This window comes from Hymenobacter sp. YC55 (assembly GCF_029433095.1).
Taxonomy (GTDB): Bacteria; Bacteroidota; Bacteroidia; order Cytophagales; family Hymenobacteraceae; genus Hymenobacter.
Map to the genome: position 1 here is coordinate 2,167,889 of NZ_JARNTX010000001.1, position 26,037 is coordinate 2,193,925.

A 26,037-nucleotide genomic window follows, 5' to 3' on the forward strand; every position below is an offset into this window, starting at 1 on the left:
CCCATGAGTGAAGAAAAAAACTCCGGCGTTTGTAGAAGAAGCTTTCTGGAAACGTCAACCAAAGTAGCGGCGGCCACCTTGGTGTTCGGCGGTTTCCCAACCATTGTGCCGGCCAGCGTTTTCGGCAAAAACGCGCCCAGCAACCGCATCAACATCGGGGCCATAGGCACGGGGCGCATCTCCCGCATTCACGATATGCCCGGTGTGTGGCAGTACGACCAAGCCCAGATCATGGCCGTTTGCGACGTGGACACCCGGCGTGCCGAAGAGGGGAAACAGCTGGTCAACGAGTACTACACCAAGAAAAACGGCAAGCCCTTCGACGGTGTGAAGGTGTACCACGACTACCAGGCGCTACTCCAAAACAAAGACATCGACGGGGTCTTGATTAGCACGCCCGACCACTGGCACGCGCTGATTGGGATGGCAGCCGTAAGGGCCGGCAAGGATGTGTACTGCCAAAAGCCCACGTCCTTGACCATTGCCGAAGGCAGGGCCCTGAGCGACGCGGTGAAAAGCACGGGGCGCATTTTCCAGATTGGCAGCCAGCAACGGAGTTCCACCCAGTTTCGCTACGCGGCCGAACTGGTGCGCAACGGCCGCATTGGCACCTTAAAAACCGTGTCTATTGGGTTGCCGGGCGACCCGTCGGGCGAAGAAGAGGTGGCCATGCCGGTGCCTACCAACTTAAACTACGACCGGTGGCTGGGCTCGACGCCCGAAGTGTATTACACCGAAAAACGCGTGCACCCCCAGCAGGGCTACGACCGGCCCGGCTGGTTGCGCTGCGAGCAGTTTGGGGCGGGCATGATTACGGGTTGGGGCTCGCACCACGTCGATTGCGCCCACTGGGCCATGAACACCGAGCACACGGGCCCGGTGGAAGTATGGGGCAGTGCCGAATTTCCTAAAAAAGGCTTGTGGGACGTGCACGGCCCGTTCAAGACGGAGGGGCGCTACGCCAACGGGGTGCACATGATTATCAGCGACAGTTTGCCCAACGGTATCAAGTTTGAGGGCACCGAGGGCTGGATCTTCGTGTCGCGCGGCGATGCCAAGGCTACCTCCAGTGACCCGGTTAGCTTGCAAGCCGCCAAAGCACTAGACGCCAGCGACCCCAAGATCATCCAATCGGTAATCGGGCCCAACGAAATCCACCTCTACGAAAGCAAAGAGCACCACGGCAACTGGCTGGAGTGCATCAAGTCGCGCAAGCAACCCATTGCGCCCGTTGAAGTGGGCCACCGCTCCTGCTCTACCTGTTTAATTCATCATATTGTGATGAAATTGAATCGGAAAGTGTACTGGGACTCCGCCAAGGAGCAGTTTGTGAACGATGCCGAGGCGAACCGCCTGCTTTCCCGGCCCCAGCGCAAACCCTACACGCTGCCCGGCTAATGTAGTTTAACAGCGCTACCGCGTAGTGGGGAGGCGTTTTGTTGTACTGTTCGTTGAAGAAGATGAAGAACCTGTTCGTTGCTAGCCCCTTCTTTTTCTTGCCCCTGCTGCCCTGTTTCGCACAAACCGCCGCCGCTCCCAAACTCAGCGCCCCGGTTCAACTCATCACCCTCGACCCTGGGCATTTCCACGCGGCACTGGTGCAGAAGTCGATGTACAAGAATGTCGACCCGACGGTGCACGTGTACGCGCCCGGGGGCAGCGATCTGCAGCAGCACTTGGCCAGAGTAACGGCCTACAACACCCGCGCCGAGGCGCCCACGCACTGGCAGCAGCAGGTGTATACCGGCCCGGATTTCTTTGCCAAGATGCTGGCCGAAAAGGCTGGCAACGTGGTAGTGGTAGCCGGCAACAATCAAAAGAAGACGGAATACATTGCGCAGTCCTTGCAGGCTGGCTTCAACGTGCTAGCCGACAAGCCCATGTGCATCAACAGCAAGGAGTTCAAGACCCTGGAAAGCGCCTTTGCGACAGCCAAGAAAAAGGATTTGCTGCTGTATGATATCATGACCGAGCGGTTTGAGATACCCACGATTCTGCAAAAAGAGCTGACCCTAATGCCGACGGTATTTGGGACCTTGGAGAAAGGAACTCCACAGAATCCGGCGGTAATTAAAGAAAGCACCCACTGCTTTTACAAGAACGTTTCGGGCAGCGTGCTTACCCGGCCCGCCTGGTTTATGGACGTAACGCAGGAGGGCGAGGGCTTGGTGGACGTAACCACCCACTTGGTGGATTTGGTGCAGTGGGAATGCTTTCCGGGGCGGGCCCTGGACTACAAAAAAGACATTCAGGTGCTTTCCGCCAAGCGCTGGGCCACGCCCATGAGTCTTAGCCAATTCAAGGCCATTACCAAACAAAGCAGCTTTCCCGACTACCTAAAGAAAGACCTCGTCAACGACAGCCTGCTGAAGGTGTACAGCAACGGCACTATTTCCTATAAGCTGCTCGGGGTGCATGCCCAGGTATCGGTGACGTGGGCGTACAAAGCCCCGGATGGTGCCGGCGACACGCATTATTCGCTGATGCGGGGCACCAAAGCCAACCTTATTATTCGCCAAGGAGCAACTCAGCAGTACAAGCCAACGCTCTATATCGAGCCCCGGGCCGGTGATGCCGCCTACGAAAAAGGATTGCAGCAAGACATCAAGAAACTCCAGGCGAAATACCCCGGCGTGGCACTCAAGAAGGTTGACAACGGCTGGGAAGTACTGATTCCCGACAGCTACCGCGAAGGACACGAGGCTCACTTTGCCCGCGTAACCGAGCATTATCTGGAGTACCTCGAAAAGCGCAACATGCCCTCCTGGGAGGTACCGAACATGCTAGCCAAATACTACACCACCACCAAGGCGCTGGAAATAGCTACAGAAAGCCCCAAGCAGTAGCGGCCTGAACTCCGCTCGTCCTTTGGTGCTATTGCGCCCCTTTCATTTTCCCGCTTTTACTTTAAGTTCAATTCCCTTCCTGATGAAAACCACCCTGCTAGCCGTTGGCGTCCTGCTGACTTCCAGTCTCCAGACCCAAATGGCGCCCTTGCCTTCCGCTGTGTATAGCAAGCCCAAGCAAGCACCCAAACAGGATGGGGGAAGGCAAAGCAGCGAATTTGCCAAGGGCAGCACCCTTGATCTGGCGGAGCTGTCCATCCATACTTCTACGCTTAAGCCTGGGCAAACCAACCATCCGCTGCAAGCTTACAACGATTCGGAAGAGCTGGTAATCGTGCAGGATGGCCGCCTTACGGCCACGGTACAAGACTCCACCAAAACCCTGGGGCCCGGTGGTCTGCTGCTGATAGTAGCAGGCGACAAGCAAAGCTTCCGCAATGCGTCCGATGCGCCGGCCACGTACTACGTGTTAAAGTTCAAAGCCAAAGACCCGGTGGATAGGCAGCGGGCACTAACCGGCGGAGGCTCTTTCATGAAGGATTGGAGCCAGTTTAAGGTGGTGAAAACCGATAAAGGCGAAACCCGCCCCGTGTTCGACCGGCCGTCTTCGGTGTTTAAGCGCTTTGATGTGCACGCTACGGTACTCAAGCCGGGCATTTCCAGCCATGCGCCGCACACGCACCGCGCCGAAGAAATCATCTTGATGACGAAAGGCAGCGGCGAAATCCTGATCGACAAGCAAGCACACAAAGCCGCTGCGGGCGACGTGGTATTGCTTCGGGCGAATGTACCCCATGCGTTTACCAACACGGGCAGCGCTGAGTGCGGCTACTTCGCCATTCAATGGCACAGCAATGCGGAATAAACAGTAGCTCCTTTTCTTCTACGACTAGTGAAATGCGCCTGCGTAGCTTAATCCTTAGCCAATTTAGTACGCACCCTCGAAATGGCAACAGGCAGGGCAATTCTTGTCTGCTAGTTAGTGGCTGCGGCATGCAGCTTACTGCGCGGGCAGCACCAGCACGGGCAATTGGCTGTGCAACAACACCTGCGCCGTAACGCTACGGTGGAAGAGTTGCCCAAGCACGCTGCGCTGGCGCCCAATCAGTGCAACCATATCGAACTCTGGGGCTTGTGCAGCGGCCAGAATGCCGTCAACGGGGTTCTGGCCGGTCACGACGCGGGTGCGCACCACGCCCGGCAGGTCGGTGGTGAGGCCAGTGCGCGTCACAGAGTCCAGAATGGTTGCGTCATCGACAGTGGCTGCCTCGTTGGCGGTGACGTGCAACACGGTTAGCTCCGCCCCTAGCACCGTGAACAGGTCGCGGATGGCGCTGCTATGCTCGCCCAAAGTAAATTCCTCTCCATCTACGGCCAGTAGCACGCGCCGGGGCGGGGCCGTGGTAGCCACTTGGTGCGGCACTACCAGCATGGGGTACGGAGAGGTGCGCAGCACATCGAGCGAGGTGGTCTGCACCAGCTCGTCGGGAATAGCTGAGTGGTCGGGGCGGCCTAACACGACCAGTGTGGGATGGTGACGGCTCACAGCATCAGCCACCGCGAAGGCCACCCGGCCATGCCCGACCTCGGCCACCACCGGTACGCTTAGCTGCCGCGTCATGCTGTTGAGGGCTAAGGCAACGGCTTCCCGGCTTAGGTTGGAGAGTTCCCCGGTAAACATTTCCGGGTCCAGCACGGAGTCGCGGCGCACGTGCAGCAGCACCAGCCGGGCGCCGAGCGGCTCGGCCAGGTTGGTGGCGTAGTCGAGCGCCTGATTGGCGGCCTCGAAGAAGTCGGTAAGGATAAGCAGTGAGTGGGCCATGACGGATGGATTGAGGAGCCGAAGTGAAGTTGTCGGCAAGTAAGCGGGCCGCCGGCCGCCTCCCCATGCCCGATATCAGGTTCAGACCTGATAAAAATCAGGTAATAAGCTAACTTCTATCAGTGCCTGCCTACCCTGAATGCCAGATGTTTGCATGGTCTTTTCCAAGTCACGGACTATACCAAGTATTCCACTATTCTGTCGCCATGCTACCCCTTTCCCTTTTCTTCCCGGTTCTGCTGCTTGCCGCGCTAGCCCTGACCAGCGTTTACCGGCGCGGTACAAGCTCAAGGCGTAAAGCCGCTCTCTAAAACTTCCTGCCGCCCTCAATACGTCTGCGACAAGAGGCCTGAAGTCAATTGTAAGTAAGAACCACGCATCCATGAAATCCGCAGCTCGCCACATTCCTTCCAGCGCAGCCCGCCACAGCAAGCCTGGCTTGGCCCGCGCAGCAGTCAGCCAGCATACGCTACAGGCGGCCCAGCAAGCAGACGCCCGCGTTTCGCCCAACTTCTGGGGCTGCGATTATCTACTTCATCCAGTTCCTGTGCAGCACGTAGCGCCACCTCACTTACTGGCCTCCGAACCTGCCCACTAATGGCTCAGCTCCATTAAGCTCAACTATGCCCGATTATCCGTGAAGAATCCTTATATGCTAATGCGTTAGCACTTATAAAAAGTAGTAGGACCATCCGTTATGAGATGGTCCTACTACTTTTTATGACAATTGCATCTTGCTCTTTCGCTTGGCGCCAAAGTCGAGGCAGCTAGCGCAACACCCCATCACGAAGACCCGCTTTATGTAGAATAGTGGGTACTAGTTGCCGGGTGCTGGCTATTTGCTCTTGGCGCCACAGCTCCACGCCCTGCCGCAAGAGCACGCAGGCGGGTAGTTGCAGCGGCAGGAAGCTGCGTACTACCATCGGGTACGTGCCCTCGTCTACCCGAATTACCTGCACGGCGGGCCCCAAACGACGTTGCAGCTGGGTTACCTCAGCTACCGACAAGACGTCGGAATGACGGGCCAGCGAAGGCAGGAGCACCAAAAGCACCGCGGCTTCCGGCACCGGCTTCGTATCTACGGGCTTGATGACAGGCATACGAGTAGGCAAGTAAAGTAGTATGGCAAATCTACCTTGCCCAACTTCCGTCCACCATGACAGCAGTCAAGTAAAAACCTGACCTTGGTCATCCTCTTTACTTTTGCAGAAGATGCCGCTGCTTTTCTATTTGCAACACTCCCCCTATGCCTGCCAACCTCCCTCATAATCCCCTCACCGACATCCTGTTCGAACAGGCCAAGGACTTCGTGGGCCTGTATGACGTGGCGTTGGGCTGGTTTACCCACGTCAACCCGGCCGGTTATCAGCTGTTGGGGTACCCTTCCGCGCAGGCCCTCTACAACGACCCCGTGCGCAGCTTACGCTCGCAACAACTGACGCCCGACGAATGGGTACAGCTGCGCGACCGAGTGCTGCAAACCGGGCACTACGAGATGGAAGCCGAGCTGCGCCGGCAAGATGGCACCACTTTCTGGGCCACCCTGGATATAAACACCCTCACCCTCGAAGACCACCTTTATTTCTTGGTCCGCGTGACCGATGCCGAACGCCTGCGGGTGGCCGAGCGCAGCCTAACCCAGAGCGTGGGGCGCTTCGAGGCCGTATTTGCGCACGCTACCATTGGCATCATCGTTTGCAACCGGCAAGGCGACATTGTGCTGGCCAACGAGAAGGCGCAGCAGCTCTTTCATTACCCGGCGGGCACCCTCACTGGGCAGCGCATCGAGGTATTGGTACCCGAGGCCGTTAGCCACCGGCACGAGCACCTGCGCGCCTCCTTTAATGCTAACCCGCAGGTACGCGCTATGGGCCACAACCGCGACTTGCTGGCCCGCCGCCACGATGGGTCGGTGTTTCCGGTGGAAATTAGCTTGAGTTATTTTCACCTTGAGGAAGAGTTGTTTGTAGTGGCGTATATCATCGACATCACCTTCAAGAAAGAAACCGAGCGGGAGCTGATCGACCAGCGCCAGCGCGTAGAAAAGCTCAATGCCGAACTCGAACAGAAAGTGACGGACCGCACCCACGCGCTAACCACCACCCTGGCCCAACTGGAAAAGCGCAGCGAGGAACTCGGCAAAGCACTAGCGGCCGAGCAAGAGCTGGGCGAGTTGAAATCCCGCTTTGTGAGCATGGCCTCGCACGAATTCCGCACACCCCTGACGGCGGTGCTCACCTCCACCGCTCTAATCGAGAAATACCCCGGGGCCGATCAGCAAGACAAACGCGTCAAGCACTTGCAGCGCATTCGCACCTCAGTCAACCACCTCAACGACATTCTCGAAGAGTTTTTGTCGGTGGGCCGGATCGAGGAAGGGCGGGTGGTGGCGCACCCGGTGGCACTTGATGTAGTAACTCTTTTCAACGACACCGTGGCCGACGTGCAAGGTTTGCTGAAAACCGGCCAGACCATCAGCCAGCAGGTACAGTGCAACACGTTGGTGTGGCTGGACCCCTCGTTGCTGCGCAAAATCGTAGTCAATCTGCTTTCCAACGCCCTCAAGTATTCCGGCGAAAACTCGGTGGTTACGCTGCACGCGCACTGCCAAGCCAACCAGCTCACGGTGCAGGTGCAGGATCAGGGCGTGGGCATTTCCAAGGAAGACCAGGAGCACCTGTTCGAACGGTTTTTCCGGGCCCGCAACGTCACCAACGTGCCCGGCACCGGCCTCGGCCTCTATATTATTGCCAGCTACCTCGAGCTCATGGGCGGCAGCATTGCCTTGCACAGCGAGTTAGGCGTGGGCACCACCGTCACCCTCACCATTCCCTATGAAAACCATTCTGCTAATTGAAGACAACGAGCTGATTCGGGAAAACACCGCCGAGATTCTGGAACTGGCCGGTTACGCCGTGCTGACGGCCGAGAACGGCAAAATTGGGGTGGAGCAGGCTCTGACCACCAAGCCCGACCTCGTGGTGTGCGACATTATGATGCCCGTGCTCGACGGCTACGGCGTGTTGCAGATTTTCAACCAGAATCCCCAACTCTCGGGGGTGCCCTTCATCTTCCTGACCGCCAAAACCGAGCGCACCGACATGCGCCGCGGCATGGAGCTGGGCGCCGACGACTACCTCACCAAGCCATTTGACGAAGCCGAGTTGCTCAGCGCCATCACCGGGCGCCTGAACCGCTTCCGCCACCTCAAGCCGGACTATGACCTGCAAGCGCCCGACGGGCTGCACGAGTTTCTGGACGATGCCCGCGCCGTAGCCAATCTGGAAACCTTGTCCGCCGACCGCAAAGTGTACGCGGTGCGCAAGAAGCAGGATATTTACCGGGAAGGCGACGAGCCAACGCGGCTGTACTTTGTGAAAGCGGGCCGGGTGAAAACCGTGCAAGCCACCGCCGGCGGCAAGGAACTGATTACGGGCCTCTACGGTGCTAGCGAGTTTTTCGGCTACCTGCCCCTGCTCGAGCAAACCCCGCACCCCGACTCGGCCGTAGCCGTCGATGACTGCGAGCTAGTTTACATTCCGAAAGACGATTTTTCGCAGCTGCTGCGCAATCCGGTGGTGGGCGAGCAGTTTATTCGGCTGTTGGCGGGCCGGGTGAGTGAGCGGGAAAAGCAGCTGCTCGGCATGGCCTACAACTCGATCCGCCGCCGGGTGGCCGACACGCTGCTACACTTGCACGAGCAAGCCGGGGCCACCGCCGAAGCCACCATCCAACTCTCCCGCGACGATATGGCCGCCCTGGTTGGCACGGCCTCCGAGTCGCTGATTCGGACGCTGAGTGAGTTTCGGCAGGAAGGGCTGATTGAAATCAGCCCGAAAAACATTCGGGTGCTGCAGCCCGAGAAGCTACGCCGGGCGCACTGGTAACGCGGTAGCGCCAACGCGTAGTGGGCCGTACTGGCGGAGTTGGCCGCGAGAGTAACGTTCTGTTTCTAGAGCAGCGAAAGTGGGTCGCGCTTGCGCAGCCGGTATTCGAAGACGGTAGCAATATTGAGGGCCCGCATTTTCGCTTCGTTCGCCTTGGGGCCGGCAAATAGCTCGTCCACTGTGGCGTAAAACAACTGCAGCCAGCGCTGAAAATGCGTAGCATCAATTGGCAGGGGCAGGTGCTTGGGAAACGGGCGGCCGCGGTAGCGCGAGGTACCAAGCACAATGCTGCTCCAGAAGTCGTACATGATGGGCAAGTGCCGGCTCCAGTCCACACTGGCAAAGCCGTTAAACACGGGGTCGAGCAGGGCGTCCTGGTTAACTTTCGAGTAGAAGGTATCCACGAGGAGCTTGATATCGGCTTCGGATTGAATATCGGGGGTGGAAACAGTCATAACAGGAAATCAAGTAGTAGAAAGGCCCTTACGCCACGGGCTGAGCTTGGCGAGCCGCTACCTCGGGGCCACGCGCCACTTGCAGCGCCCACCGATGCGCCCAGCTGCCGGTTAGCAGCAAGGCCAGTAGCTTCACCACTTCCAGCCCAATATACACGGTGTGCAGGGAGTTAGGCGGGGCCGGGTGCCCGGCCAGCAAAGCCAAAGCCCGCACATCTAGAGCGGGCAGTAGCCAGAAAGTTTGCAGCAGCAAGATGCCCGCAAGCAGCCCTAGCGCCACACCCATGCGGGCCGGAACCCGCAGGTAAACGGCGCTAGCTACTGCCACTGTAGCTAGCAGCAACTCCGCTTTGTTGAGCACCGCAAACACAATGCGGCCAATACCCAAGCCCAGCGGTACCGTGATATGAGGCGCCGTGAACTTGAGTGGGGCTTCCAGAAAAGAAATGCCCGCCACCAGGCCCGCCCAGACGAACAGGGCCAGTACCAGCAGCAGCGAACCAAGGGCAAGAGAACGAGACATAAAGCAGCAGACAGCGGGCCACGTGTTTGTTCAACAAAAGTAGGCTGCAAAAGTGCGGCGCGCCGGGCAGGGCTTTGTTGAAATAAATCAGACAGGCACCTGACGTTCGTCAGCTTTTAAGTTAGCCGCGCAGGGGAGCTTTGGGTTGTCATTCGTTTCTCTGCCCGTGCCTACTGCGCCTGCTTCCACCCTGCCCCTCACCCACCTTGCCTGCTCCCACTGCGGCGACGACTGCCCCGAGCAGCCGTTTCGGCTAGCCGACCAGCCCGAACTGCACTTTTGCTGCGCGGGTTGCCAAACCGTGTACGAGTTGCTGGCCGCCAGCAACCTGTGCACGTACTATCGGCTCGACGCGCACCCCGGCCAAAAGCTGAAGCCCGTCGAGTTGCCCGGCCGCTTCGACTACCTAGACCTGGAATCAGTGCAAAGCCAGCTGCTGGCGTTTCAATCCTCTACCCTCGCCCAGCTCACATTTACTATTCCGCAGATGCACTGCGCATCCTGCATTTGGCTGCTGGAAAACCTGTTTAAGTTGAATCCGGGCATCTCGTCCTCAAGGGTCAACTTCCTGCGCAAAGAGCTAACGGTACGCTACAACCCCGGCGCCACCTCCCTGAAGGATGTGGTAACGCTGCTGGCCTCCGTGGGCTACGAACCCCAGATTACGCTGGCCGAGCTTGGTGCCCAGCCCCACCACGCCAACCGCACGCTATACTACCAATTGGGCATGGCGGCTTTCGCTTTCGGCAACGTGATGCTGCTCGCTTTTCCCGACTATTTTTCCTTTACCGAGCAGCTGCAGACCACGTTTGGGCGCTTCTTTGGCTGGTTGAGCTTGCTGCTGTCGGTGCCGGTGCTGCTGGTGAGTGCGCGGGGCTTCTACCGCTCGGCCTGGCAGGGGCTGCGCCAGCGCTACATCAACCTCGACTTTCCTATTAGCCTCGGTCTCACGGCTCTATTTGTAACCAGTGTGGTTGAGGTGGCCACTCACCGCGGGCCGGGCTATTTCGACTCGTTTACGGGGCTGGTATTCTTCATGCTGATCGGCAAATGGGTGCAGCAGCGCTCCTATGATGCCCTGCGCTTCGACCGGGACTTCACTTCGTACTTTCCCGTGGCCGTGACGCTGCTCACGGAAACCGGTGAGGTGTCGGTGCCAGTGCGCGAGCTGCGGGCCGGCCAGCGCATACGGGTGCGCCACCAGGAAGTGGTGCCCGCCGATGCGGTGCTGCTGCGCGGCACCGGCCAAATCGACTACAGCTTTGTGTCGGGGGAGAGCGTGCCGGTGGCCCGCACGGCGGGCGAGATAGTGTACGCTGGCGGGCGGCAGGTGGGCGAAGCCGTGGAACTGGAAGTGGTCCGCGAAGTATCGCAGGGCTACCTCACCCAACTCTGGAACAGCCCGGCTTTCGAGAAAGCAGAGAAACAGACCCTGGAAACCTATGCCAACAAGGTGGGCCGCTACTTTGTGGCCGTGACGCTGCTGCTGGCGCTAGGCTCCGTAGCATACTGGTACGCCCAAGGCAACCCCGCTATGGCTTTGCGCGCCTTCACGTCGGTGCTGGTGATTGCCTGCCCCTGCGCCCTGTCGCTGGCCACGCCCTTTGCTTTGGGCGCCGCCTTGCGAATAGTGGGCCGCCACCAGCTCTACCTGAAAAATTCCGGCGTGGTGGAAACGCTCGGCCGCGCCGACACCATTGTGTTCGACAAAACCGGCACCCTTACCGACGTCAAACGCTCGGCGGTGGACTACTGCGGGCAACCCCTCAGCCCGGCGCAGCAGCAAGCCGTGGCGGCCGTGGTGCAGCAGTCCACGCATCCGCTGAGCTGGCGGCTGGCCGCGGAGCTACCGCCAAGCGCATTGGCGGTCACAACATTCACGGAAGTGCCGGGCCAGGGCCTATGCGGCGTGGTGGCGGGCGTGGAAGTGAAGGTGGGCTCGGCAACAATGGTGGGCCAAAGCCCCACAACAGAAGTTACCGAAACCACCGACAACCTGCAATCCAGGGTATATGTCAGCTTCGACGGGGCCGTGCGGGGGTGTTATGTCTTCCGCAACGTGTACCGCGACGAGCTGCGCGAGGTGCTGAGCGCACTCGGTCAGCACTACCGCCTGGCGGTGCTCAGCGGCGACAACGATACCGAGAAAGACCGATTGCGGGAGCTGTTTGGCTCGCAGGCCGAGTTGCGCTTCCGCCAAACCCCTCACGACAAGCTAACCTACATTGCCGAGCTAAAGCAGCAGGGCCGCACCGTTATCATGGTCGGCGACGGGCTCAACGATGCTGGGGCCTTGCAGCAAGCCAATGCCGGCGTGGCCCTCACCGATACGCTCACCAACTTCTCCCCGGCCTGCGACGCCATTCTCGAAGCGCGCAGCTTCGGTCAGCTGCCGCGCATCCTGCACTTTGCGCAAGACTGCCTGCAAGTGGTGCTCGGCACGTTTGTACTATCCTTCTGCTACAACGGTATCGGGCTCGGTTTGGCGGTGCAAGGCAAGTTCACGCCCATCGTGTCAGCTATTCTCATGCCCATCAGTTCCTTGAGCGTGATGGTATTTGCCACACTGCTAGTTCGTTACGCCGCCCACCGCCGCGGGCTCTAACCCTATTTCCTTGTCGCTATGACGATTATCTTTCTGCTTATCGGCATCAGCTTGCTGGTGGCCCTCACCTTTCTCGGCGCTTTTTTGTGGGCCGTACGCTCCGGCCAGTACGAAGACGACTACACCCCCTCCGTGCGGATGTTGTTCGAGGATGAGCCGGAACAGCCTTTGTAGCGCGGAAATATTCCTTTCAGTGCAGCACCGCCCTTCAAGCTAACTGCGCGGAGCAGCGGCGAGCTTTTCCAGGGCGGCTTTGAATTCGGGCGTATCGTAGTCGGCCATGCCCTCGTGGCGGGCAGCTACTTGGCCATCGGGCGTCAGGATGACGGTAGAGGGAATGGAATTGGAATCGAAGGGTGGCGCCAGCGGGCCAGTGGGGAAGTACACGGGAAACGTGTAGCCTTTGCGCTCCAGCATTTTTCTGGCTTTCGCAGGATTCTGGTCGAGGGAAATCATAACAAAAGCGACTTTGGCGGGGTCCAGCTTTTGGTACAGCGCTTGGATGCCAGGCATTTCCGCCACGCAAGGCGGGCACCAGCTCGCCCACAGGTTGACGAATACCACTTTGCCTTTCAACGCACTCAAATTCACCTGCCGACCATCCAGGCCCAGCAGCGGCAGATTATGCGGATAAGCTGCCGCCCCCGTCGTAACCACCGGCGCAGGAGCGGGTACCTGCGGCGCATCGGCCTGCCACAGGCCCGTGGCCAGCAGGCCACGCTGCAAGCCCCCGAGTACCACGGGGCGCAGGTCGGTGAACATAACTACGGCCAAAACAGCCCAAGGCAGCCACTGCAACAGGTTCTTACGATTCATAGGAAGGGGATGATGCCAGCCGGCAACAAAAGAATTGCTTAGCTAACAGCGGCGAAGGTACAGCCGTTTCAATTTCCTGCTTCATACATAGGCCGCTATCCTTACCTTCGAAGCTCATCTGATTTACATCGGTCTTCACCAAACCTATGGAAGGCTTCACCTGCTCCCGTTGCGGCGAGTTTCATGCGCTATTACCGCTGTGCTTCGGCGCGGAGTACCCCGACTATTACTTCGGCGTGCCACCTCAGGATAGGGAAAGCCGAATCGAATATAACAGAGATTGGTGCGTGGTGGACGAAGCGCATTTCTTTGTCCGGGCACGCATTGAAATTCCGATTATTGATTCGGAAGAAGTGTTTTGCTGGAACATTTGGACCAGCTTAAGCGAGAAGAATTTCCTGCGCGCCCACGAGGTCTGGACTAATCCAGAACGGGTAAACGAGCCACCTTATTTCGGCTGGCTGCAGACCGTCGTGCCGGGCTATCCTGCCACTCTCAATATTAAGACAACGGTGCATACCCAACAGATTGGGACGATTCCGAGGGTTAAAGTCTTTGAGGAAAAGCACCCGCTGACCCTTGAGCAGCAAGAAGGAATTACGTGGCAACGCGTAAAGGAGTTGGTCGAAGCTGCTATGCATAGCTAAGGCCACTCTTAGCCTCAGAGCCCGAAACAAGTGCCGAATAGCGGCCAAATGCGCCTACAGTACCATGCGGATGGGTCGAAGACTAGACCGCATAGTACTGTAGGCCATTTTTCTAGGACAGATGAGCAAGCCGCCGGCCTGACATCAATCAGACGCCTACCTGATTTTCGTCAGCTTTTCGGAAAGTAGCGGCCTAGACCTTTGGGGAAGTAAATCACTCACTTCTCCGGCTATGCAAGTCGAACCTTTCTTACCAACTGCTGCCCCTCACGCCCCTTTGGGGCCGCGTACTCCCGCCCAGTCAGTTGACACTTTTTTCTACGACAACAAGATCGTCCGCGACTTTGGGGTTGCTACCATCGTGTGGGGTATCATCGGGATGCTGGTGGGGGTGCTGGCGGCTTTCCAGCTGGCCCGGCCCGAGCTGAACATGAACACGGCCGCCACCACCTTCGGCCGCATCCGGCCGCTGCACACCAACGCCGTTATTTTCGCCTTCGTCGGCAACGGCATTTTCACGGGCGTGTACTACTCGCTGCAGCGGCTGTGCAAAGCCCGGATGTTCTCGAACGTGCTAAGCAAAGTGCACTTCTGGGGCTGGCAGCTCATTATTCTTTCGGCAGTGGCGACGCTGCCGCTCGGCATCACCACCTCCAAAGAATACGCCGAGCTGGAATGGCCGATTGATATTGCCATTACACTGGTGTGGGTGGTGTTCGGCTGGAACATGTTCGGCACCATTGCTAGGCGGCGCGAACGGCACCTGTACGTGGGCATCTGGTTTTACATTGCCACCTTCCTCACGGTAGCCGTGCTGCACATCGTCAACTCGATGGCTATGCCGGTGAGCTTTCTGAAAAGCTACTCCATGTACGCCGGGGTGCAGGATGCGCTGGTGCAGTGGTGGTACGGCCACAACGCGGTGGCGTTCTTCTTGACCACCCCCTACCTGGGCATGATGTACTACTTCCTGCCCAAAGCCGCCGAACGGCCCGTGTACTCGTACCGCCTCAGCATCATCCACTTCTGGTCCCTGATTTTCATTTATATCTGGGCCGGTCCGCACCACTTGCTCTACACCGCCCTGCCCGACTGGGCTCAGAGCCTAGGCGTGGCTTTCTCGGTGATGCTGATTGCCCCGAGCTGGGGCGGCATGATCAACGGTTTGCTCACCTTGCGCGGCGCCTGGGACAAAGTGCGCGAGGAGCCGGTGCTCAAGTTTATGGTGGTGGCCGTGACGGCCTACGGCATGGCCACCTTCGAGGGGCCGATGCTGAGCCTCAAGAACGTGAATGCCATTGCCCACTTCACCGACTGGATTGTGGCCCACGTGCACGTGGGGGCGCTTGGCTGGAACGGCTTCCTCACGTTTGCCATCCTGTACTGGCTGTGGCCCCGCCTCTACCGCACGGCGCTTTACTCCCGCAAACTCGCGAATACGCACTTCTGGCTGGGCACGCTCGGTATCCTGTTCTACGCCATTCCTATGTACTGGGCGGGTTTCACGCAAGGTTTGATGTGGAAGCAGTTCAACGCCGAGGGCATGCTGCAATACCCCAACTTCCTGGAAACGGTGATGCAGCTAGTGCCCATGTACTACCTGCGCGGCATCGGTGGGGTGCTGTATTTGAGCGGCGTGTTCTGCATGGTATATAACCTCTACCAAACTGCGAAAGCCGGCTCACTACTCGCCAACGAGAAAGCGCAGGCCCCGGCCCTGCTGCCCGCCGATCTGGTGGAAGAGCACCAGGGCGGCCACTGGCACCGCTGGATCGAGCGGCGCCCCGTGCAGCTGAGTGTCTTTGCCACCATCGCCATCCTGATTGGGGGCGCCATCGAGATGGTTCCTACGTTCCTGGTAAAAAGCAATGTGCCCACTATTGCCGCCGTGAAGCCATACACGGCGCTGGAGCTGCAAGGCCGCGACTTGTACATCCGGGAAGGCTGCTCGAACTGCCACACCCAAATGGTGCGCCCGTTCCGCTCCGAAACCGAGCGCTACGGCGAGTACTCCAAAGCTGGCGAATTCGTGTACGACCGGCCCTTCCTGTGGGGCTCCAAGCGCACCGGCCCCGACCTGCACCGCCTAGGCGGCAAGTACCCGCACTCCTGGCACTACAACCACATGCTGGACCCCACTAGCATGTCGCCGGGCTCGATTATGCCATCTTATCCCTGGCTGTTCGAGCAGAACATCGACTACCGCATTCTGCCCGCCAAAGTCAAGGTGTTGCGCAACCTCGGCACGCCCTACCCCGCCGACTACGACCAGGTGGCCGTGGAGGATGCCCGCCGCCAAGCTCAGGGCATTGCGCAGGAACTACGGAAAGAGGAAATCGAGGTGATGCCCGACAAGGAAATTGTGGCCCTGATTGCCTACCTCCAGCGCCTGGGCACCGACATCAAAGTGAAGCCCGAACAAGCGGCCGTCGCCGCCCATTAGCCGCCTCTATTGCCTTAGTATCATGGAAAAGAAAGTCTTGCAATCTATTGCCGGGATAGAAATCTACCCGCTCGTCTCCTTGGCCATCTTCCTGCTTTTCTTCCTCGGGCTGCTGGTGTACGTGGTGCTTACCAAGCGCCACCACCTCGACGCCATGAGCCAACTACCCTTGCGCAACGACGAAGAAAGCACTAACGAAACCATTCAGTACCACCTTAACCACGACGTGATATGCTAACCACACGCACTTCTCTGCTAACCGCTATGAGCCTGCTAACTGGCTTTGTTGCCAATGCCCAATCCACTGCTGCTACTGGACCCGGACCAATCGATATCCTAGGCTGGCTGGCGGGTTTCGTGGCCGTGGCCGTGCTACTGATGGGCGTGATAAGCGGCATTTCATTGGCCGAGGCGGCCGCTGTCAGCATCCAGACCGAGGAAACTACCCCCCCAACCGAAGCGCAGGCCCCGCAGGCCGCAGCTGCCATAACTCCCGAGCCTCAGGTTTCCACTCCGGCTCCGGCAGCTCTTACCGCGGCCCCGGTTCTCACCACCGAACCCGTAGCCGCATGATACGCTTTCGTTCTGTTCTGGCTGGAACTGTGGCGGTGCTATTTCCCGCCGCCGTTCTGGCCCAAGCCACGGCAACAGCAGAACCAGCCTCTGCCGCCTTTGCTACTCGGCAGGTCTTGTTCTGGTTGCTGCTCGGCACACTGGCCGTTGTAGTATTGCTGTTTCTAGTGCTGCTGGTAGCAGTGATAGTGCAACTGCGGCCCCGCCTGCGCAAAGTGTACAACCTGCCCACCGTGCGCTCTAGTTGGAGCGGCAAGGTACTAGGGCTGCTGGTCGGCGACCCGGTGCTGGTGCGGGGCGAAGTGCGCGACGAAATCCTGGACCACGACTACGACGGCATCCACGAGTTCGACAACGACTTGCCGCCTTGGTGGAAGTACGGATTCTACCTCACCATCGTGTTTGCGGTGGGCTACCTGAGCTACTACCACGTGGCGCAGGCCGGCAAGCTCAGCCAAGCCGAGTACGAAACCGAGATGCAACAGGCGGCCCTGCTCGTTTCGGCCGATGCCGACGACCCCAACAAGCTCACCACCTACCAGCCCCTGACCACGCCCGCCGACCTAAGCAGCGGCAAAGCCCTGTTCGCCACCAACTGCGCCCCCTGCCACGGCGCCAGCGCGGAAGGCAAAGTCGGCCCCAACCTCACCGACGAGTACTGGCTGCACGGTGGCGAAGTGAACCACGTCTACAAGACCATCAAGTTTGGGGTGCAGGGCAAGGGCATGGTTGCCTGGAAAGGCAAGCTTTCCGGCAAGCAAATCCTGCAAGTCAGCTCCTACATCCTGAGTCTGCAGGGCACGAAACCCGCCAACGCCAAAGAGCCGCAGGGAGAAAAAGAAACCCTCGCCCGCCCCCTGGCAAGTCGGTAGTTGTTCTGGCGAAGCTTATTAGACGAGCAAGTGACTGCCATACTGGTCGGAGTCTCTAGTACCCAAGGAAAAGCACGTCCTGCTGAGCATGTAGCGCATCAAGCAAGAGACCGAAGCAGCTCGTGTGCTGAGGTTGTACAGATGACGTTGCAATGTTACTTGTCATGCTGAGCGTAGTGCAACGAAGCCGAAGCATCTCGCTCGAATCGTTGCAACACGAACTAAGGTTACCACACTAGCGAGATGCTTCGACTCCGCTCAGCATGACCGATATAGTTTGGCAACGTCAGCACGTGAGCTGCATCAACAAGCGGACTCCAGATCAAGCATGACAAGTACTGTGGTAACGCCAGCCAGCACACTAAGTGCTCTGGCTATGCTTAACAGACCAGACCGTCTCAACAGGTTTAACCGCCTTTTCTATTCGCTTTTCAGAATATCCATGGCTACCCAATTCAAGCCTAACGACGCTTACCGCGACTCCATTGCCACAGTGGATGCTGCCGGCAAGCGGGTGTGGCTGTATCCGAAGAAGCCGCTGGGCTGGCTGTACCAACGCCGCAAGTGGCTGAGCTACGGGTTGCTGACATTGTTGTTTGCCGGGCCTTGGCTGCGTATTAACGGGCTGCCGGTGCTGCTACTGAACTTGCCAGAACGCCGCTTCATTATTTTCGGGCAGATTTTCTGGCCTCAGGATTTCTTTATCCTGCTATTGGCTACGCTCACGTTTCTGCTGTTCATTATTCTGTTCACGGTGGTGTATGGCCGAGTTTTCTGCGGGTGGGTGTGCCCCCAGACCATCTTTCTGGAAATGGTGTTTCGCCGCATCGAGTACTGGCTGGAAGGCGACGCTCCGCAGCAGAAGGCCCTCGACCGGCGCGAGCTGGATTGGGACAAGCTCTGGCGCAAAACCACCAAGCACGCCCTGTTTCTGGTCGTTTCTTTTCTGATTGCTAACACCTTCCTGGCCTATAGTATCGGGTCCGATGCGCTGGTGAAACTCGTGACGGATTCGCCGGCCGACCACCTCGGCGGCCTCACGGCTATGGTGCTGTTTACGGGCGTGTTCTACGCCGTATTTGCTCAGTTTCGGGAGCAGGTGTGCACCATTGCCTGCCCCTACGGCCGCTTGCAGGGCGTATTGCTCGACAAAGACAGCCTGACCGTGGCCTACGACTATCAGCGGGGCGAGCCGCGGGCGAAGCTGCGCAAAAACCAGCAGCGCACCGCCGGCGACTGTATCGACTGCCACCAGTGCGTGCAGGTGTGCCCCACCGGCATCGACATCCGCAACGGCGCCACCCAGCTGGAATGCGTCAACTGCACGGCCTGCATAGATGCCTGCAACTCCATCATGGACTTGGTAAACAAACCCCAAGGCCTGATTCGGTACGCATCGGTCAACAACATTGCCGAGGGCACCAAATTCCAGCTAACGGGCCGGGTGAAAGCCTACTCGGCGGTGCTGCTGGTGTTGGTAGCCGTACTAACGGGCTTGCTGGTGTCGCGGGCCAACGTGCAGGCTACGGTGCTGCGCACGCCGGGGCAGCTGTTTCAGAAAACCGCTCACGGCACCATCACCAACCTCTACAATATCTCGGTCATCAACAAAACCAACCAGCCCTACCCTATCACGCTGCGGGTGCTGGAACCAACTCAGGGCCAGATTTCGCTGGTTGGCTCCCACCAGTTGACCTTGCCGGCCCAGGGCATTGCCGAGGGGGTGTTTTTCGCCGAGTTGCCCCGCACTGCGCTGCACCACACCAACCAGAAAATCCGCATCGGGCTGTTCAGCAATGGCCAGCAGATTGCTGAAACCAGCACCAAGTTCCTGGGCCCGGTGTACTAAGCCATCAACGGCTTGGTAAGGTATCTCGAAACCCTGCCTGTAATGCGCACCCTATTCACCAGGCGTACCTGCCCGTCGCCAAGCACAAAACTTCCCTTTTCCGATGGTTACGTCCCCTCCTCAAAAGCGCACTATCTGGCCTTATGCCATCATTGCCGTGTTCGTGCTGTTTGCTGCCTACATCGGCTACATGGTGCAGCAGGCCATGCACTCCAGCGTAGACCTAGTAAGTGCCGACTACTACCAGCAGGAACTAGCGTACCAGCAGCGTATGGAAACCGTGGCCCGCACGGCAGCGCTGCCCGTATCCGTGGTTGTAACGCACGAAGCGGCGGTTTCGCAGCTTTACTTGCAGTTGCCGCCGTCGTTTGCCGGCAAGCGCATCGAAGGGCAGCTCCACTTCTTCCGCCCTTCCGATTTGAAGCTCGATTTCACCTTGCCGCTGCAACCTAGCTCGGCCCTCACCCAACGCATCAGCACCCAGAAAATGGCACGCGGCTTCTGGCGCATCCGCGTGGATTTCACCGCGGATGGGCAGGCGTATTTTGTGGAGAAGGATTTGACGATTTAGGGCGTCGTGGTAGTTGCTGTGCATCTGTAAGCAAGTGAAATAAGCTAAGCGTCGAATGCATGCCGTACGTGGTAGGCCACTCCTACCTGATGCTGGTGCCTATCCTCAAGCAGCTAGCAGACAGACGCCTCTTGTATCTGGCTCAGGAATAAAATAGTTTGCGCTCAGCCTCAACGCCGAGGCCAGGTTAACGAAATCAGGCAAATGACATTCCGCTGGTTGTTGGTACTCCTGCTGTTCACCACCGCATGCTTCGGGCAGGAACAAGTCTCGAAAAAGACCTTTCCCGAAATAGCCCTGACCAACCAGATTGCCTTTGCGGACCCGCAATATGATCAGCCCCGCTTTTCGTGTGGCTTTCTGCTCAAGCACCAGAACGACACGTTGGCAGTTACCGCCAAACACCTTCTGAAGGTGATTAAGCCCAAAGGCATGAAGGCGCTTTCGTTCGGGAATAGTGTTAAATCCTGGTTGTTGTTTCCGCTGCCGGATAAGGCGCGCAGGGTGGTTACCAACCGCTTATTGAACGAGAACAAAGCCGAGTCATTAGAAGACAAGGCCACCTACGACCAAGATTGGCTGGTGTTCTCAATTCAGTCGAACCACTCCCGCATCAAGCCGCTAGAGGCTCGCACCACGCCGTTGCAGCCGGGCGAGAAGCTGTACGTAGTGGGCTGGACCCGCCACATGGACAGCGGCCCGCAACGCGTATATGAGTTCGAGTACTACAAAACGATAGATAATCGGATTCTCGTAAAAGACGTGGTGGTACCCGAGCAATTCGGCGGGCTGAGCGGTGCCCCACTGGTCGACGAACAAGGCCAGGTGGTAGGCATTGTCTCCAACGGCACCGTCGACCCGACGTCGGGTAAAAAGTACTTCTCCCCTTGCGCCATCACGGGGCTGCTATCCTTTCTCGACACGTACCAGAAGAAGTAGAGAAGCCCCGCGCAAGCGTGCCTTTCTCGAAAGCCATTGCTGCTAACGCAACAGCGCCCCGCTGGCGCCTTCTGGTTGAGAAGGCGCCAGCGGGGCGGCTCTTTGTATTTGCTTACTACAGGTTGCGGCAGCTTCTGGTGGATAGGTTACGCGCGCCTCGTCTGTTCCTAATGGCGCGAGCACGCAGACCCTCCTAGCTGATGGGCAACCGACACACTAGCTTCCTTAGTCGCGGTGCAGGTGCTTGATGATGGCAATAACGTCTTCGTCGCCTAGGGCGGGTTCGGCTTGCTGGAAGGTGTCGTGGACTACCGCGCCTAAGGGCGTGTTCAGCCCTTCGGCTTTCGCCAGGCGCAGGTCTTTGGCTAGGTGCTTTAGGGCAAAGGCGGCCTGGAAATTTTCGCCCATAATGGCTTCGCCCTTGATCTTGGAGTACACATTGCCCATGGCGCCGTTGGCAATAATGGTCTGCATATCCTCGAGTTTTAGGCCGTGCTGCTGGGCAAAGAGCAAGGTTTCGGCCAGGCCCTGCGTGTAGAAGCCCAACAAGGTGTTGATGGCAAGTTTGGCGCGGTTGCCGCTGCCGATGGGGCCGAGGAGCAGCGCCAGCTTCCCAAGGTGCTCAAAGAGCGGCTGGGCTTGTTGAAACGCTGGCTCGTCGCCGCCCACCATCACGACCAACTGGCCAGTTTCCGCCTGCTTGACGCTGCCCGAAACCGGTGCATCGAGGTAGGTGTGGCCCTTCTCTTGGCTGAGTTTCGCCATTTCCTCGCTGATGCCCGGCGACACCGTGCTCATGTTGACCAGCAGCTTGCCGCTCGCTTGGGCCTCCAGCAGTCCTTGCGGACCCGTGAACAAGTCGCGCACGGCTTGGTCGTCGGATACCATCAGGAACACCACGTCGGCTTGCTGCACTAAGGCAGCCGGCGAATCGGCGGTGGTGGCCCCGCTGGCGCGCAGGGCTTCTTCTTTGTCTTTGCTGCGGTTGTAAACGGCAACCGGGTAGCCCGCCTCGATCAGTCGGCGCGACATCGGATTGCCCATATTGCCGAGGCCTATCCAGCCTACTTGGGGTTGTGAGCTCATGTGCAGTGGTTGAGTGAAGTAGATATGAACGCGGTATGCTATACCACCAAGGCCGAAATTGGTTGGCCGGTGCGGCCGGAATGCAGCAAGAAGACTTGCTTTTTGCCACTATGCCGCTGGTGTAAGGTCCTACCTCAGGATGCGTATAGCAGCGCCGCCTACCTTTTCCTGGGTGAAAGTCATGCGGGCCACCTGATTTTTGTCATGTGGGCTTTTTAGATGGTGGCCGTATTTGCTTCCCAATTCAAGCAGCTTCTCACCGATGCTTTGGGCAGGTTTTCTTTTTGGTCTTCTGGGTAGTTTCCACTGCGTGGGCATGTGTGGCGCTATTGCGCTGGCGCTGCCCGGCCAGCGGGCGGCCACTGGTTTGGCCGGAAGCTACGGGATCGGCCGGCTGCTCTACAACCTGGGCCGCACCACCAGCTACACCACGCTGGGAGCCGGGGCCGGACTGATAGGTCAGGGCCTGCGGCTGGCCGGAGTACAACAGAGCTTGTCGGTGGCCTCGGGCGTGCTGATTCTGCTGCTGGTGGTCGTGCCAGAACGCTACACGGCGGGGCTGGCCAACGTGCTAGGGCTGAGTACCCCGCTGGGGTGGGTGAAAACCACGCTGGCCCGCTTGTTTCAGCAACCTACTGGGTGGGCGTTGTACGCTACGGGCGTGCTCAACGGGCTGCTGCCCTGCGGATTGGTGTACCTAGCGTTGGCCGGGGCGCTAAGCGCGCCGGGCGTAGCAGGCGCGGCCGCCTACATGGCGTGCTTCGGCCTCGGCACCCTGCCGCTGATGCTGGCCTTGTCGCTCTCGGGCCAGATGGTGCCCTGGCCTTGGCGTACTCGCCTGCGGCGGGTGGTGCCCTACGCGGCCTCACTGCTGGCGCTGCTCTTTATCGTGCGAGGGCTCGGGCTCGGCATTCCTTATCTGAGTCCTCAGCTCAACCACGCGCCAAGCGCCGCCACTACCCTGCCGCGCACCGTGCATTACTGCCACTAATCTTCTTGCCTTCAACCGCTTTTCGTTTTTCATGAAAACCATTCTCGTTCCGCTCGACCACACGGCTGCTGCCGAATACACCCTAGCCTACGCCAACAAGCTGGCCGTGCGCTGGCCGGCAGAAGTGGTGGTGCTCTATTGCCACCCCGAACCCCTTGCTGGCGCGCCCGATATCAATTTAATTGGGCAGGAACAGCGACTCCGCAGCCTGGTCGAGCGCCTACGCTACCAGCAGCTCACCCGCCAAGATGGGCGCCGCATCCAGTACCAGTACCGGGTGCTGGCCGGCTGCCTGCACGACCATGTGCAGGCCGAAGCGGTTCGCTGCGCCGCCGACCTGATGGTTATGGGGCTCGAACACATAGACTGTGGCCGCCAAATGGCTCCCGGCAACCATGCCGCCGCCATTGCCGAGCTCGTCACGTGTCCGGTGTTGGTAGTGCCGCCCGGCCGCCGGTCGCTGCCTTCCCGCTTAACTTTCTTCGCTGATTTCCCGACCCTAAACCTGAACACGCTGCCTCGGCTGTCGGCCCTACAAGACGCTTTTCCGGGCACGCTGGACATTGTGCAGTTCTACTCGCCCGCCGACCGGCCGCAACGGCGGCGCCTCAAGCAAGTATTGCAGCAAGCTGCCGTGCAGCTCACCTGGCCTACCATCAAACAGCACTTGCTGGAAGACGATGCGCCCCTGGAAGGCATTGGTGAGTTTTGCGCCCGCACGCAAACCCAACTGCTGTTGGTAGCCCCTACTACATCGGCGCAATTGCTGCGCTACTTCGACCAGTGCTATGCTACCACCCATGCCTACCACACCCAGATTCCGATGCTGGTGCTCCGTTCGACGGAGCGCCAACCCCGCGTGATGTGCTGCGAGCAATGCGCCAAACGGGAGGAATTAGGGCGGAGTCACCAACCAACGGTTCGTTTGGCCTCTTTGCCCCGCGCTTAATTATTGAGTTTGCTTTACGCTTCTACATTATGGATACCTTGACTTCTTCTCCGCGCACTACTTCCCGCGCCTTGGTGCAAGAATGGATGCACCATTTTCAGGACTGGCTTTGCTACCAACTGGAAACGGCCGACGGCAGCGGCACTCGCTTCCGCCGCGACAATTGGCAGCACGCTGGCGGCGGGGGTGGCTGCACCCGGGTCATACAGCAAGGGCAGGTACTGGAAAAAGGAGGCGTCGCCTTCTCGGCCGTGTGGGGCGAGATGAGCGACAAAGCAGCCCAGCAGCTACTCATGCCCGACCAGGCGTACTTTGCCACGGGCGTCTCGGTAGTGCAACACCCGCGCAGCCCGCTCGTGCCCATCTCCCACATGAATGTGCGTTACTTCGAGGCTGGCAACGGCGAAGCCTGGTTTGGCGGCGGCCTGGACCTGACCCCTATCTACGTGGACGAGGCACAGGCCCGCTGGTTTCACCAACAAATTGCCCACGTTTGTGAGCAGCACGATGCCAGCTACTACCCCCGCTTCAAGCAGTGGGCCGATGAGTACTTCTATATTCCTCATCGCCAGGAAACGCGCGGCATCGGTGGTATCTTCTTCGACCGCCTCACCGTCGGTAAAGATGGTTCGTTCGAGGAGCTGTTCGCCTTCATTCAGGATGTAGGTCAAGTGTACGGCCGCGCCTACAGCACCATCATGCGCCAAAACCGTGACCTGCCCTACACCGACCGGCAAAAGCAGTGGCAGTTGGTGCGCCGGGGCCGCTACGCCGAATTCAACTTGGCTCTGGACCGAGGCACGCGCTTTGGCCTCGAAACCGGGGGCCGCACCGAGAGTATTCTCATGAGTTTGCCGCCCCAGGTGGAATGGCACTATAATTTCGCCATTGAACCAAACTCGCCAGAAGACGCCACCCAGCAGTGGCTGCGCAAAGGCGTGGATTGGGTAGCTGCCCCCGGCAAGTAGCTAACTGAACTACAAGTACTTGTTGAAAAATACACCAAGGCCGGTGCTACAACCTCCCGATTGAAGTTGTAGCACCGGCCACGGTGTTGTAGGGCTGGCGCTTAGCGAACAGCCGACGTTGTGCGCCGAGCTGAGGCTTGCGAGCCGGTACTAGTAGGCTGCGGCTGGGCCGGCAGCACCAACACCGGCACGGCGCTCTGCAATACTAACTGCGCCGTTACCGTCTGCCGGAAGAGCGACCACAAGAGCGTGTGCGGGCGCGCCACTACGGCCAGCAGTTCGGCGCGCTGCTCCGCCACCGCCTGTAGGATGCCCGCCGTGGGCTCGGCGTGGCAGACGTGCGTGGTTGTTACGGCGGGCAAATCGAGTGTAAGCCCCGTCCGTACCACCGATGCCAGCGCCTGCTGCGCCGTATGCTGCGTGGCAGACTCCGTTACGTGCCCCACAATCAGTTGCGCCCGCATGGCCAACAGCATGGCCCGGATAGATTCTACGCAAGGTCCCAGCGTGAACTTGCCGCCGTCGGCGGCCAGCAGCACGCGCTGTGGCAGCTTGGCTTGGGGCGCTTCTGCCGGTACTACCAGTAAGCCGCAGGCATGGCTGCGCAGCACATTCAGGGCCGTGGTCGTTACCAGCACGTCGGCGGCGGTGGCGGCCGATGGCCGGCTTAGCACAATTAGGGCGGGGCGGTGGCGGCTGATGGCAGCCGGCAGCGCATCTTCCATCTGGCCCGCTTCTACTTCGGCTACGGCGGGCACGGGCAGCGTCCGGGCTAGGTCTTGGAGAGCTTGCGGGGCCGAGGTGGCAGCCGGCAGTTGCGCGGAGGACGGTTCTGCCTTTAGGGCATCTTCGTCTTGCACGTGCAAAAGCACGAGCTTGGCGCCGAGAGCTTGCGCCAGGAGCGTAGCAAAGTCCAGAGCTGGGTCGGCACCCGCAACGAAATCAGAGACGATCAGCAGAGTAGTCATAGTCATGGTGGAGTAACTAGTTAGCAGACAAGCAAATGTGGTCGTTCCTTCTCTTAGGTCTCCTGCGCCAGATCATCTCGAATCCTGATTTAAATCACTTCTTCCCCCGTTGCACAACGGTTGTTGCCATCCAAGCATCCATCTCGCCGCATCCGCTCGCAAAAAGCCAAGTTGCGTGCACAGATCTGCAGCACGCCAAGCCTACCTAATGTACACAAAAGTTTGGG

At 59.1% G+C, this 26,037-nt stretch carries 26 protein-coding genes; 19 read left to right on the forward strand and 7 right to left on the reverse strand.

Annotation, left to right across the window (positions count from 1 at the left end):
- The first annotated feature begins 3 nt into the window (after positions 1-3).
- The 3 genes from P1X16_RS09275 to P1X16_RS09285 all read left to right on the forward strand — a co-directional run bounded on the left by P1X16_RS09275 (position 4) and on the right by P1X16_RS09285 (position 3,711).
- Positions 4-1,398 (forward strand): Gfo/Idh/MocA family oxidoreductase, encoded by a 1,395-nt coding sequence (locus tag P1X16_RS09275; RefSeq protein WP_277227825.1) that lies wholly within the window; start codon positions 4-6, stop codon positions 1,396-1,398.
- Between the two features lie 62 nt (positions 1,399-1,460).
- Entirely contained in the window at positions 1,461-2,846 is a 1,386-nt protein-coding gene (locus tag P1X16_RS09280) for a putative oxidoreductase C-terminal domain-containing protein (protein ID WP_277227828.1), read from the forward strand.
- Between the two features lie 82 nt (positions 2,847-2,928).
- Positions 2,929-3,711: a cupin domain-containing protein gene (locus tag P1X16_RS09285; RefSeq protein WP_277227830.1), complete on the forward strand. Its 783-nt coding sequence runs from the start codon at positions 2,929-2,931 to the stop codon at positions 3,709-3,711.
- A gap of 135 nt (positions 3,712-3,846) precedes the next feature.
- Here the strand turns inward: P1X16_RS09285 and P1X16_RS09290 are convergent, their stop codons facing one another.
- Positions 3,847-4,668, reverse strand: coding sequence for a universal stress protein (locus P1X16_RS09290; protein WP_277227833.1), 822 nt, complete (start codon positions 4,666-4,668; stop codon positions 3,847-3,849).
- 382 nt (positions 4,669-5,050) lie between these two features.
- On the opposite strand from P1X16_RS09290, the gene P1X16_RS09295 reads away from it, so the two are divergent.
- Positions 5,051-5,266 (forward strand): hypothetical protein, encoded by a 216-nt coding sequence (locus P1X16_RS09295; RefSeq protein ID WP_277227835.1) that lies wholly within the window; start codon positions 5,051-5,053, stop codon positions 5,264-5,266.
- A 169-nt stretch (positions 5,267-5,435) separates the two neighbouring features.
- Here the strand turns inward: P1X16_RS09295 and P1X16_RS09300 are convergent, their stop codons facing one another.
- A complete protein-coding gene (locus P1X16_RS09300; RefSeq protein WP_277227837.1) occupies positions 5,436-5,768 on the reverse strand; it encodes a thioredoxin in 333 nt (110 codons plus the stop codon).
- Between the two features lie 146 nt (positions 5,769-5,914).
- Between P1X16_RS09300 and P1X16_RS09305 the strand changes: the two genes are divergently transcribed.
- Both P1X16_RS09305 and P1X16_RS09310 read left to right on the forward strand, forming a co-directional pair.
- Positions 5,915-7,525, forward strand: coding sequence for a PAS domain-containing sensor histidine kinase (locus P1X16_RS09305; protein ID WP_277227839.1), 1,611 nt, complete (start codon positions 5,915-5,917; stop codon positions 7,523-7,525).
- Positions 7,503-8,555 (forward strand): response regulator, encoded by a 1,053-nt coding sequence (locus P1X16_RS09310; RefSeq protein ID WP_277227842.1) that lies wholly within the window; start codon positions 7,503-7,505, stop codon positions 8,553-8,555. Before P1X16_RS09305 ends, P1X16_RS09310 begins: the two co-directional genes overlap by 23 nt.
- 65 nt (positions 8,556-8,620) lie before the next feature.
- On the opposite strand, the gene P1X16_RS09315 is transcribed toward P1X16_RS09310, so the two are convergent.
- Both P1X16_RS09315 and P1X16_RS09320 read right to left on the reverse strand, forming a co-directional pair.
- Positions 8,621-9,010 carry a group III truncated hemoglobin gene (locus P1X16_RS09315; protein ID WP_277227844.1) on the reverse strand — a complete coding sequence of 130 codons (390 nt, stop codon included), beginning with the start codon at positions 9,008-9,010 and terminating at the stop codon, positions 8,621-8,623.
- A gap of 28 nt (positions 9,011-9,038) precedes the next feature.
- Entirely contained in the window at positions 9,039-9,533 is a 495-nt protein-coding gene (locus tag P1X16_RS09320) for a hypothetical protein (protein ID WP_277227847.1), read from the reverse strand.
- 166 nt (positions 9,534-9,699) lie between these two features.
- Here P1X16_RS09320 and P1X16_RS09325 point away from each other — a divergent pair, with 166 nt between their 5' ends.
- The gene (locus tag P1X16_RS09325; protein WP_277227849.1) at positions 9,700-12,138 is read left to right on the forward strand and encodes a heavy metal translocating P-type ATPase metal-binding domain-containing protein; all 2,439 of its coding nucleotides are present in this window, start codon (positions 9,700-9,702) and stop codon (positions 12,136-12,138) included.
- 18 nt (positions 12,139-12,156) lie between these two features.
- Positions 12,157-12,312: a cbb3-type cytochrome oxidase assembly protein CcoS gene (gene ccoS, locus P1X16_RS09330; RefSeq protein ID WP_277227851.1), complete on the forward strand. Its 156-nt coding sequence runs from the start codon at positions 12,157-12,159 to the stop codon at positions 12,310-12,312.
- A gap of 39 nt (positions 12,313-12,351) precedes the next feature.
- On the opposite strand, the gene P1X16_RS09335 is transcribed toward ccoS, so the two are convergent.
- Entirely contained in the window at positions 12,352-12,954 is a 603-nt protein-coding gene (locus tag P1X16_RS09335; RefSeq protein WP_277227854.1) for a TlpA disulfide reductase family protein, read from the reverse strand.
- 146 nt (positions 12,955-13,100) lie between these two features.
- Here P1X16_RS09335 and P1X16_RS09340 point away from each other — a divergent pair, with 146 nt between their 5' ends.
- From P1X16_RS09340 to P1X16_RS09375, 8 genes are all read left to right on the forward strand, one after another.
- Positions 13,101-13,601, forward strand: coding sequence for a DUF2199 domain-containing protein (locus tag P1X16_RS09340; RefSeq protein ID WP_277227856.1), 501 nt, complete (start codon positions 13,101-13,103; stop codon positions 13,599-13,601).
- Between the two features lie 232 nt (positions 13,602-13,833).
- The gene (ccoN, locus tag P1X16_RS09345) at positions 13,834-16,044 is read left to right on the forward strand and encodes a cytochrome-c oxidase, cbb3-type subunit I (protein ID WP_277227858.1); all 2,211 of its coding nucleotides are present in this window, start codon (positions 13,834-13,836) and stop codon (positions 16,042-16,044) included.
- 22 nt (positions 16,045-16,066) lie between these two features.
- Positions 16,067-16,282 carry a hypothetical protein gene (locus P1X16_RS09350; RefSeq protein ID WP_277227861.1) on the forward strand — a complete coding sequence of 72 codons (216 nt, stop codon included), beginning with the start codon at positions 16,067-16,069 and terminating at the stop codon, positions 16,280-16,282.
- Positions 16,283-16,308: 26 nt separating this feature from the next.
- Positions 16,309-16,617: a hypothetical protein gene (locus tag P1X16_RS09355; protein WP_277227864.1), complete on the forward strand. Its 309-nt coding sequence runs from the start codon at positions 16,309-16,311 to the stop codon at positions 16,615-16,617.
- Positions 16,614-17,489 (forward strand): cbb3-type cytochrome c oxidase N-terminal domain-containing protein, encoded by an 876-nt coding sequence (locus P1X16_RS09360; RefSeq protein ID WP_277227867.1) that lies wholly within the window; start codon positions 16,614-16,616, stop codon positions 17,487-17,489. The genes P1X16_RS09355 and P1X16_RS09360 overlap by 4 nt, the downstream gene beginning before the upstream one ends.
- Before the next feature lie 442 nt (positions 17,490-17,931).
- The gene (gene ccoG, locus P1X16_RS09365) at positions 17,932-19,338 is read left to right on the forward strand and encodes a cytochrome c oxidase accessory protein CcoG (RefSeq protein WP_277227870.1); all 1,407 of its coding nucleotides are present in this window, start codon (positions 17,932-17,934) and stop codon (positions 19,336-19,338) included.
- Positions 19,339-19,441: 103 nt separating this feature from the next.
- Positions 19,442-19,909: a FixH family protein gene (locus P1X16_RS09370; RefSeq protein WP_277227873.1), complete on the forward strand. Its 468-nt coding sequence runs from the start codon at positions 19,442-19,444 to the stop codon at positions 19,907-19,909.
- Between the two features lie 204 nt (positions 19,910-20,113).
- Positions 20,114-20,848, forward strand: a complete 735-nt coding sequence (locus tag P1X16_RS09375; protein WP_277227875.1) for a trypsin-like peptidase domain-containing protein — start codon at positions 20,114-20,116, stop codon at positions 20,846-20,848.
- Positions 20,849-21,073: 225 nt separating this feature from the next.
- On the opposite strand, the gene P1X16_RS09380 is transcribed toward P1X16_RS09375, so the two are convergent.
- A complete protein-coding gene (locus P1X16_RS09380; RefSeq protein WP_277227878.1) occupies positions 21,074-21,934 on the reverse strand; it encodes an NAD(P)-dependent oxidoreductase in 861 nt (286 codons plus the stop codon).
- Positions 21,935-22,196: 262 nt separating this feature from the next.
- On the opposite strand from P1X16_RS09380, the gene P1X16_RS09385 reads away from it, so the two are divergent.
- Genes P1X16_RS09385 through hemF form a run of 3 tightly spaced genes read left to right on the forward strand, consistent with a single transcriptional unit; the run spans position 22,197 to position 24,842 of the window.
- Positions 22,197-22,925: a sulfite exporter TauE/SafE family protein gene (locus tag P1X16_RS09385; protein WP_277227882.1), complete on the forward strand. Its 729-nt coding sequence runs from the start codon at positions 22,197-22,199 to the stop codon at positions 22,923-22,925.
- A 31-nt stretch (positions 22,926-22,956) separates the two neighbouring features.
- A complete protein-coding gene (locus P1X16_RS09390; RefSeq protein WP_277227885.1) occupies positions 22,957-23,874 on the forward strand; it encodes a universal stress protein in 918 nt (305 codons plus the stop codon).
- A 29-nt stretch (positions 23,875-23,903) separates the two neighbouring features.
- A complete protein-coding gene (gene hemF / locus P1X16_RS09395; protein ID WP_277227888.1) occupies positions 23,904-24,842 on the forward strand; it encodes an oxygen-dependent coproporphyrinogen oxidase in 939 nt (312 codons plus the stop codon).
- A gap of 101 nt (positions 24,843-24,943) precedes the next feature.
- Here the strand turns inward: hemF and P1X16_RS09400 are convergent, their stop codons facing one another.
- Complete coding sequence (locus P1X16_RS09400) at positions 24,944-25,810, reverse strand: universal stress protein (RefSeq protein ID WP_277227891.1); 867 nt, start codon at positions 25,808-25,810, stop codon at positions 24,944-24,946.
- Positions 25,811-26,037 lie beyond the last annotated feature (227 nt).

What these genes read in the sequence shown, in the direction of transcription:
- P1X16_RS09375 (WP_277227875.1), top strand. Translation starts at nt 20,114, where the DNA reads ATGACATTCCGCTGGTTGTTGGTACTCCTGCTGTTCACCACCGCATGC.
- P1X16_RS09305 (WP_277227839.1), top strand. Translation starts at nt 5,915, where the DNA reads ATGCCTGCCAACCTCCCTCATAATCCCCTCACCGACATCCTGTTCGAA.
- P1X16_RS09300 (WP_277227837.1), bottom strand. Translation starts at nt 5,768, where the DNA reads ATGCCTGTCATCAAGCCCGTAGATACGAAGCCGGTGCCGGAAGCCGCG.
- P1X16_RS09355 (WP_277227864.1), top strand. Translation starts at nt 16,309, where the DNA reads ATGAGCCTGCTAACTGGCTTTGTTGCCAATGCCCAATCCACTGCTGCT.
- P1X16_RS09275 (WP_277227825.1), top strand. Translation starts at nt 4, where the DNA reads ATGAGTGAAGAAAAAAACTCCGGCGTTTGTAGAAGAAGCTTTCTGGAA.
- P1X16_RS09295 (WP_277227835.1), top strand. Translation starts at nt 5,051, where the DNA reads ATGAAATCCGCAGCTCGCCACATTCCTTCCAGCGCAGCCCGCCACAGC.
- ccoN (WP_277227858.1), top strand. Translation starts at nt 13,834, where the DNA reads ATGCAAGTCGAACCTTTCTTACCAACTGCTGCCCCTCACGCCCCTTTG.
- P1X16_RS09400 (WP_277227891.1), bottom strand. Translation starts at nt 25,810, where the DNA reads ATGACTACTCTGCTGATCGTCTCTGATTTCGTTGCGGGTGCCGACCCA.
- ccoG (WP_277227870.1), top strand. Translation starts at nt 17,932, where the DNA reads ATGGCTACCCAATTCAAGCCTAACGACGCTTACCGCGACTCCATTGCC.
- P1X16_RS09335 (WP_277227854.1), bottom strand. Translation starts at nt 12,954, where the DNA reads ATGAATCGTAAGAACCTGTTGCAGTGGCTGCCTTGGGCTGTTTTGGCC.
- P1X16_RS09320 (WP_277227847.1), bottom strand. Translation starts at nt 9,533, where the DNA reads ATGTCTCGTTCTCTTGCCCTTGGTTCGCTGCTGCTGGTACTGGCCCTG.
- P1X16_RS09380 (WP_277227878.1), bottom strand. Translation starts at nt 21,934, where the DNA reads ATGAGCTCACAACCCCAAGTAGGCTGGATAGGCCTCGGCAATATGGGC.
- ccoS (WP_277227851.1), top strand. Translation starts at nt 12,157, where the DNA reads ATGACGATTATCTTTCTGCTTATCGGCATCAGCTTGCTGGTGGCCCTC.
- P1X16_RS09385 (WP_277227882.1), top strand. Translation starts at nt 22,197, where the DNA reads ATGCTTTGGGCAGGTTTTCTTTTTGGTCTTCTGGGTAGTTTCCACTGC.
- P1X16_RS09290 (WP_277227833.1), bottom strand. Translation starts at nt 4,668, where the DNA reads ATGGCCCACTCACTGCTTATCCTTACCGACTTCTTCGAGGCCGCCAAT.
- P1X16_RS09310 (WP_277227842.1), top strand. Translation starts at nt 7,503, where the DNA reads ATGAAAACCATTCTGCTAATTGAAGACAACGAGCTGATTCGGGAAAAC.
- P1X16_RS09370 (WP_277227873.1), top strand. Translation starts at nt 19,442, where the DNA reads ATGGTTACGTCCCCTCCTCAAAAGCGCACTATCTGGCCTTATGCCATC.
- P1X16_RS09390 (WP_277227885.1), top strand. Translation starts at nt 22,957, where the DNA reads ATGAAAACCATTCTCGTTCCGCTCGACCACACGGCTGCTGCCGAATAC.
- P1X16_RS09285 (WP_277227830.1), top strand. Translation starts at nt 2,929, where the DNA reads ATGAAAACCACCCTGCTAGCCGTTGGCGTCCTGCTGACTTCCAGTCTC.
- P1X16_RS09360 (WP_277227867.1), top strand. Translation starts at nt 16,614, where the DNA reads ATGATACGCTTTCGTTCTGTTCTGGCTGGAACTGTGGCGGTGCTATTT.
- P1X16_RS09350 (WP_277227861.1), top strand. Translation starts at nt 16,067, where the DNA reads ATGGAAAAGAAAGTCTTGCAATCTATTGCCGGGATAGAAATCTACCCG.
- P1X16_RS09280 (WP_277227828.1), top strand. Translation starts at nt 1,461, where the DNA reads ATGAAGAACCTGTTCGTTGCTAGCCCCTTCTTTTTCTTGCCCCTGCTG.
- P1X16_RS09315 (WP_277227844.1), bottom strand. Translation starts at nt 9,010, where the DNA reads ATGACTGTTTCCACCCCCGATATTCAATCCGAAGCCGATATCAAGCTC.
- hemF (WP_277227888.1), top strand. Translation starts at nt 23,904, where the DNA reads ATGGATACCTTGACTTCTTCTCCGCGCACTACTTCCCGCGCCTTGGTG.
- P1X16_RS09340 (WP_277227856.1), top strand. Translation starts at nt 13,101, where the DNA reads ATGGAAGGCTTCACCTGCTCCCGTTGCGGCGAGTTTCATGCGCTATTA.